This window comes from Paenibacillus sp. YIM B09110, assembly GCF_037167145.1.
Classification (GTDB): Bacteria; Bacillota; Bacilli; order Paenibacillales; family Paenibacillaceae; genus Pristimantibacillus.
Genome location: NZ_JBANSP010000015.1, coordinates 1 through 14,309, shown reverse-complemented (window position 1 = coordinate 14,309; position 14,309 = coordinate 1). Strand labels below are relative to the sequence as shown.

At 49.8% G+C, this 14,309-nt stretch carries 14 protein-coding genes and 1 other RNA gene; 14 read left to right on the top strand and 1 reads right to left on the bottom strand.

The window, feature by feature from the left end; translation table 11 throughout:
* Nucleotides 1–17 precede the first annotated feature (17 nt).
* A complete protein-coding gene (locus tag V8F51_RS20305; protein ID WP_337102249.1) occupies nucleotides 18–1,154 on the bottom strand; it encodes a S8 family peptidase in 1,137 nt (378 codons plus the stop codon).
* Between the two features lie 407 nt (nucleotides 1,155–1,561).
* On the opposite strand from V8F51_RS20305, the gene rpoE reads away from it, so the two are divergent.
* The 14 genes from rpoE to V8F51_RS20235 all read left to right on the top strand — a co-directional run bounded on the left by rpoE (nucleotide 1,562) and on the right by V8F51_RS20235 (nucleotide 13,969).
* Nucleotides 1,562–2,140 (top strand): DNA-directed RNA polymerase subunit delta, encoded by a 579-nt coding sequence (rpoE, locus tag V8F51_RS20300; RefSeq protein WP_337102248.1) that lies wholly within the window; start codon nucleotides 1,562–1,564, stop codon nucleotides 2,138–2,140.
* A gap of 322 nt (nucleotides 2,141–2,462) precedes the next feature.
* On the top strand, nucleotides 2,463–4,067 hold the full coding sequence (locus V8F51_RS20295; protein WP_337102247.1) for a CTP synthase: 1,605 nt from the start codon (nucleotides 2,463–2,465) through the stop codon (nucleotides 4,065–4,067).
* A gap of 221 nt (nucleotides 4,068–4,288) precedes the next feature.
* Nucleotides 4,289–4,687: a response regulator gene (locus V8F51_RS20290; RefSeq protein WP_337102246.1), complete on the top strand. Its 399-nt coding sequence runs from the start codon at nucleotides 4,289–4,291 to the stop codon at nucleotides 4,685–4,687.
* A 372-nt stretch (nucleotides 4,688–5,059) separates the two neighbouring features.
* Nucleotides 5,060–6,328, top strand: coding sequence for a UDP-N-acetylglucosamine 1-carboxyvinyltransferase (locus V8F51_RS20285; RefSeq protein WP_337102245.1), 1,269 nt, complete (start codon nucleotides 5,060–5,062; stop codon nucleotides 6,326–6,328).
* A 98-nt stretch (nucleotides 6,329–6,426) separates the two neighbouring features.
* Nucleotides 6,427–7,767, top strand: a complete 1,341-nt coding sequence (rho, locus tag V8F51_RS20280; RefSeq protein ID WP_337102243.1) for a transcription termination factor Rho — start codon at nucleotides 6,427–6,429, stop codon at nucleotides 7,765–7,767.
* A gap of 21 nt (nucleotides 7,768–7,788) precedes the next feature.
* Nucleotides 7,789–9,042: a radical SAM protein gene (locus V8F51_RS20275; protein WP_337102242.1), complete on the top strand. Its 1,254-nt coding sequence runs from the start codon at nucleotides 7,789–7,791 to the stop codon at nucleotides 9,040–9,042.
* 163 nt (nucleotides 9,043–9,205) lie between these two features.
* Nucleotides 9,206–9,403: a 50S ribosomal protein L31 gene (rpmE, locus tag V8F51_RS20270; protein WP_307208422.1), complete on the top strand. Its 198-nt coding sequence runs from the start codon at nucleotides 9,206–9,208 to the stop codon at nucleotides 9,401–9,403.
* Between the two features lie 153 nt (nucleotides 9,404–9,556).
* Nucleotides 9,557–9,898 (top strand): hypothetical protein, encoded by a 342-nt coding sequence (locus V8F51_RS20265; RefSeq protein ID WP_337102241.1) that lies wholly within the window; start codon nucleotides 9,557–9,559, stop codon nucleotides 9,896–9,898.
* 88 nt (nucleotides 9,899–9,986) lie between these two features.
* An RNA gene (gene ffs, locus V8F51_RS20260) (signal recognition particle sRNA large type) lies at nucleotides 9,987–10,254 on the top strand.
* 261 nt (nucleotides 10,255–10,515) lie between these two features.
* On the top strand, nucleotides 10,516–12,318 hold the full coding sequence (gene dnaX / locus V8F51_RS20255) for a DNA polymerase III subunit gamma/tau (protein ID WP_337102240.1): 1,803 nt from the start codon (nucleotides 10,516–10,518) through the stop codon (nucleotides 12,316–12,318).
* Nucleotides 12,319–12,351: 33 nt separating this feature from the next.
* Nucleotides 12,352–12,663, top strand: a complete 312-nt coding sequence (locus tag V8F51_RS20250) for a YbaB/EbfC family nucleoid-associated protein (protein ID WP_337102239.1) — start codon at nucleotides 12,352–12,354, stop codon at nucleotides 12,661–12,663.
* A 61-nt stretch (nucleotides 12,664–12,724) separates the two neighbouring features.
* On the top strand, nucleotides 12,725–13,324 hold the full coding sequence (gene recR / locus V8F51_RS20245; protein ID WP_337102238.1) for a recombination mediator RecR: 600 nt from the start codon (nucleotides 12,725–12,727) through the stop codon (nucleotides 13,322–13,324).
* A gap of 136 nt (nucleotides 13,325–13,460) precedes the next feature.
* Nucleotides 13,461–13,706 carry a DUF2508 family protein gene (locus V8F51_RS20240; RefSeq protein WP_337102237.1) on the top strand — a complete coding sequence of 82 codons (246 nt, stop codon included), beginning with the start codon at nucleotides 13,461–13,463 and terminating at the stop codon, nucleotides 13,704–13,706.
* Nucleotides 13,706–13,969 (top strand): pro-sigmaK processing inhibitor BofA family protein, encoded by a 264-nt coding sequence (locus V8F51_RS20235; protein WP_337102236.1) that lies wholly within the window; start codon nucleotides 13,706–13,708, stop codon nucleotides 13,967–13,969. The genes V8F51_RS20240 and V8F51_RS20235 overlap by 1 nt, the downstream gene beginning before the upstream one ends.
* Nucleotides 13,970–14,309 lie beyond the last annotated feature (340 nt).

Genomic DNA, 14,309 nt, shown 5'->3' with positions numbered 1-14,309 from the left:
AAAACAAGCCGCAGAGGTTAGGTCTTCTCTACGGCTTGCAATATACGCATCACATCGAGCTCGCCGATTGTTCGGCGGGCTTTGCTGCCTCTTAGGGGCTGTACGGAACGTTTGATAATTGCTTTAATATCAGTTGGCGAGAGGCCGGGCTTCAGCGCAAGCAGTAAAGCTATTGCTCCGCTGACATGCGAGGTAGCCATCGAGGTGCCGCTCATTTCGTTGTATTTGCCCTTCAGCCAGGTGGATACGATCTTATCGCCGGGCGCATAAACGTCGATGTAGGCACCGCGGTTACTGAAGGGAGCGATACGGCGCATTTTGTTCGTAGCGCCGACGGCAATCGTCTGTGGATAGCGGGCGGGGTAATCGACCGAGCGCCGCTTGCCATCGTTGCCGGAGGAGGCAACGATAATTACGCCCGCGTTGTGCGCGTTGATTACCGCGTTAAGCAATGCCTTGCTTCTTGTTTTCATACCGAAGCTCATATTGATAACATCCATGCGGTTTCGGACGCACCAATCGATGCCGAGTATAATATCTGATACGAATGCGCTCCCATTGTGGTCGAATGCTTTGACGGGAGAGATAAGGGCGCGCGGCGCAACGCCAATCATGCCTTGAAGTTGGTTGGCTGCGGCAATCGTGCCAGCGATATGTGTTCCATGTCCGTTGTCGTCATGAGGCAGCAAGCTGCGGTTCAGCAGATTAATGCCGCGAGACAACGATTGCTTCAGGTCGGAATGGTTAAAGTCGATGCCGGTATCAATGACGCCGACCTTTACCTTATGGCCTGTCGTTGCTCCCCATGCTTGCGGAGCTTTTATTTGTTGAACACCCCAGGGTATTCCTTTCTCAATAGAAATCGACTTTTGAGCTGGAGCGGCGTGAACGCTTATTTTGCAGTCTTTTTCAATCCAGACCCGCCCTGAGAATTGCTCCAGCGTCTCCTCGGGTGGCAGCATGCAGGAGAGGCTGCGTATAATAGACATTTGTTTTACCTGCTTTAGCGGCGATTCCGCTGGAACATCGGATAACTGCTGCAGGAAGCGTCGGTAGTCGCTCACATGCTGGAAGCGAACAATGCGCTTCGTTGCGGTGGGATCTGCGCAAGCCATCGTGTCTTGCAACGAGCGGATAAATGCGGCGGTGTCCAAATTTGGCTTCCCTCCCGACGGACGATGCTGAGGTATTGTATGAGTGATCGCACCCGTCGGCGTGAGCAACTTGCCCTTTTTATCATAAATAGGCGAGAAACCGTGTCAAATCCCGTCGCTGGACATAGTATGAACTAGGAGTTCTCAGGGGCTCTTACGTCACCGTAATGCATCAGGCATTTGGTGTCGGATGGATACAGTCAGAGCGGAGGGAGTAATCCTTTCGCTTTTTGCATGAACGTCCAAGCTGTGAGTTGTCTTACACCCATGTGGAGGTCCCGCCGGATTATGTCAGGAGCGCCTGCGCTATGCCGCTTGCTTTTTTGGACGAAATAGGTTTTACTATACTGTGATAAGCGAGCAATGAATGTGTACATAAATAGATTGGCAAGAAAGGATGTGTCCATATGAGCAGCAGCAATTTTACGTTAAAGCTGGATCCTGAACGTATGAAGGAAATGCCTATGGTCGATTTGGCGTTCGAAGTTCTGAAAGCAGCGAATACGCCTTACTATTACCGTGATCTCATGATGGAGATCGCTAAAATACGCGGTCTTTCCGCGGAAGGTATTAACCAATTCATCGCCCAAGTGTACACGGAGATCAATATTGACGGCCGTTTCGCTTGCGTAGGCAGCAATATGTGGGGACTGAAGCGCTGGTATCCGGTTGAGCGTTCCGAGGATCCGGTAGGCAATGCGAAGCGTACGCGTATTATTAATGACGACGACGATGATGATGAAGATCTGTTCGCTGACGAGGAAGAAGATACTTACGCAGCGGAAGAAGAAGATTACGATGTATATGACGAGGACCGCGAAGACTTCGAAGAGGCGGAAGCTGAAGAGGAAGTTGACGAGGAAGTCGTTATCGACGACGAAGAGATTGACGAGGAAGAAGTCGAAGGAGAGCTGGAAGCAGACTCTGAAGATGACGCCGAAGAGGAAGACGAAGAATTTGACGACGAAGACGAGGACGACAAGTAAACTGGTCTTAGAATTCCATGCGAAACGTCAGATGTTGCCCCTAATGGCCAGCAACATCTGTTTACGCTTGACAGCGCCTATTATGGCGGAGTAAACTATTGCATGGGCTTAAGATTCGGTTAACAAATAACGCATATTTATATGCCAATTGGAAAAAGTGCCCCGTGGCTACGGGTGTCACTTTTTTTGTTTGTGAGGGATGCGTCGGTAGGATATATTCCCACAAACTGGATGGACAAGCGGAAGGTATCCGCATCCATGTTTATCGAGTAAATGGGCAAACCTAAACATTAACCATAGGAGCTTGGAGGGTAACATCACAGTGACCAAATATATATTTGTAACCGGCGGCGTAGTATCGTCCCTGGGCAAAGGCATTACCGCAGCGTCGCTCGGTCGTTTGCTGAAGAACAGGGGTCTCAAAGTAACGATTCAAAAGTTCGACCCGTACATTAACGTAGACCCGGGAACGATGAGTCCTTATCAGCATGGCGAAGTGTTCGTCACCGACGACGGCGCAGAAACGGACCTCGACCTTGGGCATTATGAACGCTTTATAGACATCAACCTGTCGAAGAACAACAACGTAACGACAGGCAAAATTTATTCCAACGTTATTACCAAAGAGCGTCGCGGTGACTACCTCGGCGGCACGGTTCAAGTTATTCCGCATATTACGAACGAAATTAAGGATCGCGTATTCCGCGCAGGCAAAGAAGCGGGATCGGACGTCGTAATTACAGAAATCGGCGGTACAGTCGGCGATATCGAGAGCTTGCCTTTCCTTGAAGCGATTCGTCAGATTAAGAGCGACATCGGCCGCGACAACGTGATGTACATCCACGTTACGCTTATTCCATATATTAAAGCTGCAGGCGAAGTGAAAACGAAGCCGACTCAGCATAGCGTAAAAGAGCTGCGCAGCATCGGCATTCAGCCGAATGTCATCGTATGCCGTACGGAATATCCGCTTGCTGAGGACTTGAAGCGCAAGATCGGTTTGTTCTGCGACATCGATGCGAATGCAGTCGTAGAATGTCTCGATGCTTCAACACTGTATGAAGTTCCATTGATGCTTCGTGAGCAAGGTCTTGACGATATCGTCGTCAACCACCTGAAGCTGACAACGAACCAACCGGACATGACGGAATGGGAAAGTCTTGTTAAGCGCGTGAAATCGCTTGAGAAGACGACTGAAATCGCCATTGTCGGTAAATACGTTGCGCTTCATGACGCTTACCTCAGTATCGTGGAATCGCTTGGCCACGCGGGTATTGATGCGAACTCCGAAATCAAGCTTCGTTGGGTCAATGCAGAAGAGCTTACGGATCAGAGTGTAGCGGACAAGCTGCAAGGCGTTCACGGTATTCTTGTACCTGGCGGCTTCGGCGATCGCGGCATCGAGGGCAAAATTTCGGCTATCCGTTATGCCCGTGAGAACAACGTTCCGTTCTTCGGTATTTGCCTTGGTATGCAGGTTGCTGTTATCGAGTACGCGCGGAATGTCGTTGGACTTGCTAACGCGAACAGCTCTGAGATTAATCCATCCACACCGTATCCGGTTATCGATCTGCTACCGGATCAGAAGGATATTGAAGATATGGGCGGCACGATGCGCCTTGGTCTGTACCCTTGCAAAATTGTTCCAGGCTCGCTTGCGGAAGAAGCATACAACGATGAGCTGGTATACGAGCGTCACCGTCACCGGTATGAATTCAACAATGAATACCGCGAGCGCGTTGAGTCGGCAGGATTGCGCATTTCCGGCACTTCGCCGGACGGCCGTCTCGTTGAGATGGTAGAGATGCCTGATCACCCTTGGTTCTTGGCTGTTCAGTTCCACCCGGAATTCACGTCCAGACCGAACCGTCCGCAACCGCTGTTCCGTGGATTCGTTCACGCAGCGCTTAAATATTCCGAGCAATAAAAGATGCTTCGACCTTGCCGTACCTATGACGGCAAGGTCGATTTTTCGTTTAATATCGGGTTTATGTAATCGTTGCCTACCCAATGCTGCATCATTTACCACCATCCTACAAGTTTTTCAGTGTAAGAGAAGGATTATTTACCCACCTCAGCGAATATATTAGCGATTATGGAAGAGTTGGCCAATTATTGGGCTGAGCTCAGTTGCGGGGGGAATTAGCGTTGGAGAAGAAGAAGGTATTGATCGTCGATGATCAGAACGGCATCCGAATATTGCTGATGGAAGTATTCAGCAGCGAAGGCTACGATACGTTTCAGGCGTCTAACGGCAAGCTGGCTTTAGAAATCGTCAAGCGAGATGCTCCCGACCTCGTATTGCTGGACATGAAGATCCCTGGCATGGATGGACTGGAAATTTTGAAGCATGTGAAGACGATTAATCGCGATATTAAAGTTATTATGATGACGGCCTACGGCGAGCTCGACATGATTAAGGAAGCAACCGATCTCGGCGCCTTAATGCATTTTACGAAGCCGTTCGACATCGACGAGATGCGAATTGCTGTTAATGCAGAGCTGCAAGGCGGCAGCTCTTCGAGTCGTTTCGCTATCGGGTCATAAATCGTTTTTACGAACGGCATCGTCGCTTGCTAGCGGCGATGCCGTTTTTTTAAGATTTCTAATCATGTATAGGATTCCGCCGTTCTGATTGGGATGCAGCCTCTACTAATGCGCTTTCGCGCTTCCTTCACCCTCACCGGAAGGAGTTTTATTCACTATTCCGAAACGCATTATGGTATAATGGCTCAGAATGACGTTTGGCAGCGCGTATCAAGGGTTTGCCTACCGCGCGAATGGTCGCTGGAATACCATATCCAAGCTGTTAAGACGACAGCCAAGCGTAAAATTAGGAGCATAGGACAACATTCCGCCTTATTGAGTTCGGCGGTTTTCCTTTGTTCTCTTCCAATCCACGGGAGGATTAATATATTGATGGAGAAATTGATGATACGCGGTGGACAGCCGCTGCGGGGTACCGTACAGATTAGCGGGGCGAAGAACAGCGCCGTTGCGCTGGTGCCGGCATCTATATTAGCAGAGACTGAAGTTGTACTTGATAATTTGCCGCTTATTAGCGACGTTGCCGTATACAGTGAAATATTGCAAGAGCTTGGGGCAGTCGTATCGCGGGATAATGATATGATGCGTATCGACCCTACCCATCTGAAAGCAAAACCGATGCCTAATGGCAAGGTGAAGCTGCTTCGCGCTTCCTACTATTTGATGGGGGCAATGCTCGGACGTTTCGGCGAAGCGACGATCGGTTTGCCGGGAGGCTGCAACTTCGAGCCAAGGCCAATCGATCAACATATTAAAGGCTTTGAGGCGCTTGGCGCCACGGTTACGAACGAACAAGGGTCAATTCACATTTCGGCCAAGGAGCTGCGCGGCGCGAAGATTTATTTGGACGTTGCAAGCGTTGGCGCGACGATTAACATTATGCTGGCGGCCTCGCGGGCCAAAGGATTAACCGTCATCGAGAATGCAGCCAAAGAACCTGAAATTATTGACGTAGCTACTCTCCTGAGCGCTATGGGCGCGAAGATCAAGGGTGCAGGAACAGAAACGATTCGGATTGAAGGGGTCGAGAGCCTGCACGGCTGCCGTCATTCCATCATTCCTGATCGAATCCAAGCCGGTACGTATATGATTGCCGCTGCTGCAACGCGCGGCGATGTCTTGATTGACAACGTTATTCCTAAGCATCTGGAAGCGATGACTGCGAAGCTTGAAGAAATGGGTGTCGAGGTGCATGAGATGGATGAATCGATTCGCATTGTTGGATCGCCTGAGTATTCGCCCATTGATGTGAAGGCGCTTGTCTACCCGGGCTTTCCGACCGATTTGCAATCGCCGATGACGACGCTGCTAACGCAAGCCAAAGGGGTTAGCATTCTTACGGATACCGTATATGGCACACGCTTTAAGCATGTCCCTGAGCTCTCTCGTATGGGCGCGAATATACGGGTCGAAGGACGATCGGCCGTTATAGAAGGCGGCAGACTGAATGCTGCGAAAGTGAAGGCTGCCGATTTGCGCGCAGGAGCTGCGCTTGTTGTAGCGGCATTGACTGTCGAGGACGGTATTACGGAAATTTCCGGTGTGGAGTATATTGATCGAGGCTATGATAATCTAGTCGACAATCTTAGACGTTTAGGCGCAGATGTATGGCGTGAGCAAGATACTTCAGCAGAAGACTAACTAGTAGAAGCGGGGGCGCTGTGGAATAGACAGCGCCCGATTCGGCAATGATGGATAATCAAGCAATTATAATGAAAACTGAATAGAGTGGTGAGAACATGACGGACCTTCAGATCGCGGATCTGGAAGAGATGAAGCTGACCGAACTGTACAAACTAGCGAAGCAATATCAGATCGCTTATTATGGTCAGTTGAAGAAGAAAGAACTAATTTTTGCGATATTGCGCGCGCAAGCGGAAAAAAGCGGACTTATGTTTATGGAAGGCGTATTAGACGTTTTATCGGAGGGCTTTGGATTCCTGCGCCCTATCAATTACTTGCCGAGTAAAGAGGATATTTATATTTCTGCTTCCCAAATTCGTAGATTCGACCTTCGTAACGGCGATCTCGTATCCGGCAAATGCCGTCCTCCTAAAGAAAACGAACGCTACTTCGGCCTGCTGCAGGTAAATGCCGTTAACGGTGAGAACCCTGAAACTGCAGCCGAACGCCTGCATTTCCCTGCCCTTACTCCTCTCTATCCCGATAAGAAGCTTGTGCTAGAGACAGCGCAATCCAAGCTGTCTACGAGAATGATGGATTTGCTTGCTCCGGTTGGACTTGGTCAGCGCGGACTTATCGTAGCGCCGCCGAAGACAGGTAAGACACTGTTATTGAAGGAAATTGCGCATAGCATTACGGAGAATCGTCCCGATATCGAGCTGTTCGTACTATTGATTGACGAGCGCCCGGAAGAAGTAACGGATATGCAGCGTTCTGTGAAAGGCGAGGTTGTTGCGTCGACTTTCGACGAGCTGCCTGAGAATCATATCAAAGTGGCAGAGCTTGTGCTTGAGCGCGCGCTGCGACTTGTTGAGCACAAGAAGGACGTCGTTATTTTGATGGATAGTATTACACGTCTGGCTAGGGCATACAACCTTGTTATTCCTCCATCAGGCCGCACGCTGAGCGGCGGTATCGATCCTGCGGCATTCCATCGTCCGAAACGTTTCTTCGGATCTGCGCGCAATATCGAAGAGGGCGGAAGCCTTACCATATTGGCTACTGCATTGATTGAGACGGGTTCGCGTATGGATGATATCATTTATGAAGAATTTAAAGGTACGGGCAATATGGAGCTTCATCTCGACCGTAAGCTGTCGGAACGCCGTATTTTCCCTGCTCTCGATATTCGCAGATCGGGCACGCGCCGCGAGGAAATGCTGCTCACGAAGGAAGAGCTTGAGAAAGTATGGTCGATTCGCCGCAATATGAACGATTCGCTTGAATTTGTGGACAACTTCTTGAAGAAGCTGGCCGATAGCAAGAACAATGAGCAGTTCCTCATGTCGCTGGATACATCCGCGGATGCGAAACCGGAACGCCCAAGCATAAAAAGCGGCAGTGCGCCAACTACCGGCCGGCGCCCAGCGCCAAGAACGACGACGCACGGATCGTAAGGCCGCGGGAAGGAGAACATCATGAATCTCGTATATGCGGATGAACATGGAAATGTATTTGACCATCCCGATTATATCGGGCTTGGCCGCAGCGGCGATATGATCGTCGAAATTATGGAAGAGGAGCTCATTCCGTTACCTAACGGAGCGACGCTTGTAAGTCTTCCTTTCACGAAGCCGATCGGTCTGAACCCAAGCAATGGCAAGATGCAGGTGCTGCCTGACGGTGCGCAAGCAGTTGGCGCCTTGCTGCCGCAAGGTTTCACAAGACTTTGCTTGCCCGGCTACGTGAAGGCCGACAAGAATGAGAAGCTGCCGTTATTCGGCTATACCGCAGTCGTATGGAAGGACGATCAGTTCTATGTAACGGCTGAACAATGCGACGATCCGGAGAGATGGGATCCGCTTAATTGCGATCGCGATGAGCTCGGTATTCAAGTCGATCGAATTTTGACCAAATATCCGGAAAATCGGTTATATAAGCATCTGTCTAATTGCGCTCTCGGTTACGAATGCCTGACGTCCTCGAACACATTCCTCGGGCGCTGGGAAGGCGCTGTTCCTGTATCGTATTCCTGCAACGCCGGATGTTTTGGCTGTATATCCGAGCAGCCGGACGACAGCGGCTTCGTTGCTCCTCAGACGCGGATGAACTTCAAGCCAACCGTCGACGAAGTAGTCGAAGTTATGCTGGAGCACCTGCGTACGCCGGACGCGATCATTAGCTTCGGTCAGGGCTGCGAGGGCGAGCCGTCCACGCAAGCGCGCATCATTGTTGAAGCGATGAACCGCGTGCGCAGCCAGACGTCGAATGGTTATATCAACATTAATACGAATGCCGGGTTAACTGACTTCATGCGCGCAATAGTTGATGCAGGCCTTAATCTGATGCGGGTCAGCACGATCAGCGCGCTGGACGAGCATTACAACGCTTATTACAAGCCGCGCGGCTACACGCTTCAGAACGTGGAGAAGTCGCTTAAGTACGCTACCGACAAAGGGGTTTATACCTCCATTAACTACTTGATCTTCCCTGGCGTAACGGATCGTGAGGAAGAAATCGAAGCGATGATCGGTTTCGCGAAGCGTACAGGCCTTAAGCTTATTCAAATGCGCAATCTGAATATCGACCCTGAGAGCTATCTGTCGATTATTCCGAAGGCGCAAGGTGAGATTTACGGCATGAAGCAAATGTTGGAGATCTTCCGCGAGGAGCTGCCGGATGTCGTCATCGGATCCTATACGCACATACCGCCAACAGCACTTCGTCGTTAACATTAAGGGATTGCCTTCCGTCTCGGGACGGAATTGACTTCCAAATCTCGCAATATCAACCGATTGCGCTTATTGCAACTGAAAATCGGTTCGTGCTATAATCCTAGTTGTGTGATTATACTCTGGGCTCGCATGTAGCTCAGGGCGGAAAGAGGTGAACGAGATGAAACCAGCTATTCATCCGACATACCACGTCGTTACAGCAACTTGCGCTTGCGGCAACACTTTCGAGACAGGATCGATCAAATCGACCCTTCGCGTTGAGGTTTGCTCCGCATGCCACCCGTTCTTCACGGGTAAGCAGAAGTTCCTGGATGCCGGCGGTCGCGTCGACCGTTTCAAGAAGAAATACGGCATTTAATTGTCCGAATCATTCGGCCAATATTTGGCAGAATACAAGAGCCTCCCTCAGCCATCCTATGGTTAAAGGGAGGTTTTTTGATTGCAAAATAATAACGGGTCTCTTCATAACCGGATACGCACAGCTTTAGTAACAACAGGAGTTATTGCCGTAATGGCTTTAAGTGCAACGGGCTGCGGCAACCAAACCTCCGACCATATGAAGACGTACGGTCATGATGGATATATGGGCTACTCTAACAGTAATCCGAACATGCCGAATCGATTCGGCACGCTTAATTACAATGTAGACGGCAACTTGATCAAGCAAGTGCTGAAACCGATAGACGGCATTGAGCAAACGCAAATTATTTTCAACGGCACCACGGTGCATGTGAATTTGAACGTTAATGATAAGCTGTCGGACGCAGATGTAGCTAAGGTCCGTGAGAAGGCGCAGTCAGTCGTCCAATACAATATGCCTAGATATAACGTGCATGTAGAGGCGAAGCGGTAGTCGATTGCCAGCTCCCGTAGAGGTTGTCCATAAATTAACGGACAACGTCGGTTGCGCTTTAGTACGGAATCAGCTATACTTATTTTTGCCGTGCTAGACGGGGAGGTAGCGGTGCCCTGTAACTCGCAATCCGCTGTAGCGAGGTTGAATTCCTGCTCGAGGTTATGTCGATATGGGGTTTGGCACTTGCGAGCAGTGTTGACAGTCGGGTCCTCCGCAATGAACGCTTATGAACCCGGTCAGGTCCGGAAGGAAGCAGCCGTAAGTAAGTTAGTTCATGTGCCGGGGGAGTGCCTGACTCGAGCTGTAGTGCAAGGATGCCGCCTGGGTCGCATCTATCGAAGGCAGGTGCACGGTACAACGAACTATCATGCATGCAATAGCCAACTTTACAAATAACATCTTCGATCGAAGCCCGATCTCAAGTCGGCGCACGCGGCCGCAGATGTTTTTTTGGTTATCGGGTTATCGCTATTATTCTAGCAAATTGATAAGGGACAACAGCTTTTGCTTCTTGGTCTAGAGATAGCCCTTTGCTGTGCGTTCATGTATAATAGAGGCATTGGGATTAGAGCTAAGATAAACCATTTATATGCAATCCGAAAGGAAAGGTCTGTGTGTCACATATCGCATTATATCGTGCCTGGCGTCCGCAGACGTTTCAGGACATGGTCGGACAACGGCATATTATTCAGACACTGCAGAATGCGATCAAGGAGCAGCGCGTATCGCACGCTTATTTGTTCAACGGCCCACGGGGGACAGGAAAGACGACTGCCGCGAAGGTGTTGGCAAAAGCGGTGAACTGCGAGCGAGGTCCTGCCATTGAGCCCTGCAACGAGTGCGATGCTTGCCTTGGAATAACAGCTGGACATATTATGGATGTCGTCGAGATTGACGCAGCATCCAACCGAGGAATCGATGAGATTAGGGATATACGCGACAAGGTGCGGTATGCGCCATCGGATGTCCGTTACAAAGTTTATATTATAGATGAAGTACACATGCTTACTACGGAAGCGTTCAATGCGCTGCTTAAGACACTTGAGGAACCTCCGGGCCATGTGATTTTTATATTGGCGACAACTGAGCCTCATAAACTGCCGGCAACGATTATATCGCGATGCCAGCGATTCGATTTCCGTCAAGTATCGCTTGAAGAACAGACGGAACGATTGCTGCAAATTTGCCGTGAAGAGGGCATACAGGCTGAGGATGATGCTATTTCGTATATCGCACGCTTATCAGAGGGCGGTATGCGTGACGCGATCAGCTTGCTGGAGCAGGTATCGGCGTTTGGCGATTCCCATATTACGCTGTCTGCAGCTGTTGATGTCACAGGCGGAATGGCAGCAGATCAATTCTACGAGCTGGCCGATGCGGTGAAAGACCGGAACGTAGCGAGAATCATGCCGCTTGTAGAAAGTCTGATGCAAGCAGGCAAGAGCGCTGATAAGTGCTTAGAGAACTTGATTTACTATTTCCGCGACTTGCTCGTCCTTAAGCTTGCGCCGCAGGGCGGAGCTGTAACGGAGAGAGTCGTCGACACAGAACGATTCCGATTGATGGCTGATGCTTATACCTCTCAGAGGCTGTTCGCCATGATAGATACGCTTAACAAATATCAGGTCGAGCTTAAGTATGCTTCACAGCCTCAGACATTATTTGAGGTTGCGCTCATGAAGTTATGCACCCTAGATGAGGGCTTGGGAGCTGGCGGTGAAGCGCAGGCGCAGCAAGGTGCTGCTTCTGGATCCGCTGCCCCTTCTACGGAAGTGAATCGGCTGCGTCAGCAGGTTGAGGCACTGGAGCGTAAGCTGGAGCAGGCGCTTCAGAATGGCATCGCTGCATCTGGAGCAGGCGGAGACGCTGGAGGACGACAAGCAGCGCCGGCAGTCCGAAGCGGTGGAGGCGGCTCGCGAGGCGGAGGCTTTGGCGGCAGCTCGGGCGGTATCGTCCGTTCAGCCGTTAAGCTGGATCGTTACTTAGCGGCTGCGGGCAACGATGACTTTAATCAAGTTCGCATGAAATGGAGCGCCGTGCTCCAGCGTGTGAAGGAGACGAAGATCACGGTGCATGCTTGGTTGACTGATGGTGAGCCGGTTGCCGTCACGGATGACACGCTCCTTATTGCATTCAAGAACACGATGCATAGAGAGACAACCGAGAAGCAAGCGCACCGGGATATCATCGAGCAAATACTGCGTGAGTTAATGGGCAAGCCGCTTCAATTCGTTACGTGTATGATGAAGGAGTGGCAAGCAGCCACTGCTGAGGGGGGAGCCTCGAAGCAGGGCGAGACGCTTCAACTCGAACCCGAGCAAGGCGATGGTCCTACAGGGGCGCAGCGCCCGGAGTGGGTTGAAGAAGCAGTAAGGTTGTTTGGCGAGGATTTGGTAGTTGTGAAAGAGAATACTTAATTAAACTTAATTCTAATGATGAGGTGATTTGGAATGAACAATATGAACCAAATGATGAAGCAAGTGAAGAAAATGCAAGATCAAATGATGAAGGCGCAAGAAGAGCTCGAAACAAAGACGCTAGAGGGAACTGCTGGCGGCGGCGTTGTTACGGTTGTTGCCAATGGCCACAAGAAAATTTTGAGCATTACGATCAAGCCTGAAGCCGTAGACCCGGAAGATGTAGAAATGCTGCAAGATCTCGTATTGACGGCAATTAACGATGTGCTAAGTAAAATCGACGAGCTTGCGAACAAAGATATGGGCAAATTTACTGGCGGTATGAAAATCCCAGGTTTGTTCTAGGAGTTCTAGGAAGCGAGCAGTCGCACCTGGTTTTTAACGCTTGAAAGGAGCTGTAGCATCTTTGTTTTACCCTGAACCGATAGCGAAATTAATTGATGCTTTTACCCGTTTGCCGGGAATCGGTCCTAAGACAGCCGCCCGTCTAGCGTTTCATGTGCTCCGAATGAAGGAAGACGATGTCATTGATTTTGCGAAGGCACTTGTAAGTGTGAAGCGTAATTTGTTCTACTGCTCGGTCTGCTGCAACATTACAGATACCGATCCGTGCAAAATATGCCAAGACAAGTCTCGCGATCAATCTGTCATATGTGTTGTGCAGGATTCCAAAGATCTTGTGGCAATCGAGAGAATGAAGGATTACCAGGGGCAATATCATGTGCTGCAAGGTGCGATATCGCCAATGGAGGGTATCGGTCCTGATGAGATCAAGATTGCCGAGCTTCTTAGAAGACTGAGCGATGAACAGGTGCAAGAGCTGATTTTGGCCACGAACCCGAATATCGAGGGCGAAGCGACAGCGATGTATTTATCGCGGCTCGTCAAACCGTTCGGCATTAAAGTTACACGTATTGCTCACGGTTTGCCGGTCGGCGGCGATCTAGAGTATGCGGATGAAGTAACATTATCCAAAGCCATTGAGGGTCGGCGAGAGCTAAGCTAGATGGCTGCCAAAAAAGACTGCTTCAAGGAATGATTTCCTTGTGGCAGTCTTTTTTTTTGTTCTAATACGGCATACAAGCCTAATACAAATAGGGAGAGTGTAGATGATGCGATAGGACAAGCGGGAGGGGATCGTGATGGCAGCAGAACGACCGGTAACCATTATAAGCGAACTAGAATGGTTAGAAAGGCTGCGTAAAGAAATAGCAGAAGCGCATCGAGATTGGGAAAATGCGAATCGCTTCTTCGAGTATGCTTCAGGCGAGGATCAGGTGGATTATGCGATCTATGCGATCATTACAGCTGAGAAGAGATACGGAATGCTTCTTCGACTTGCAAAGAGGACATGTAAACAATGGCCGCAATGGGGAGGATTGATGTAATGAAAACAATTTGGTTATCCATGTTCGTTGTATCATCGTTATTGCTTATCATGGTATTGCTGCGCAATCGACTGTCATGGGGGTGGCTGCGAGGCTTTGGCTTGCACCTGGTACTGGCGGCGGCATTGCTATACATGCTAAATGCAACTGAGGTTATACCGGGTTTGCACGTTCCGCTCAATCCGATAACGATTGGAACGGTGGTCGCGCTGGGTGTGCCTGGAGTAGCGCTAATCGTTGGTTTACAATGGGTGGTCGTATAAGCTCTACATAAAGTTTAGGCAAAAGGTTGACGTCATCTGTCGATCTATGCTACATTATATCTCGCGCCTAGAACAGTAGTAATGAAGGCCAAGAAAACTTTTTAAAAAAAGTGCTTGCATTAAACTGGGCGAATGTGATATATTATAAAAGTCGCCGCTGAGACAAAGCGCCGACACGAAAGAAAAGATTGTTCTTTGAAAACTGAACAACGAGCGAAACTGCCAGTTAAGAAGCTTCGGCTTCTAACTAAAGCAATAAAATGTTTTTGAGCAAGTCAAACACCTTTATGGAGAGTTTGATCCTGGCTCAGGACGAACGCTGGCGGCGTGCCTAATACAT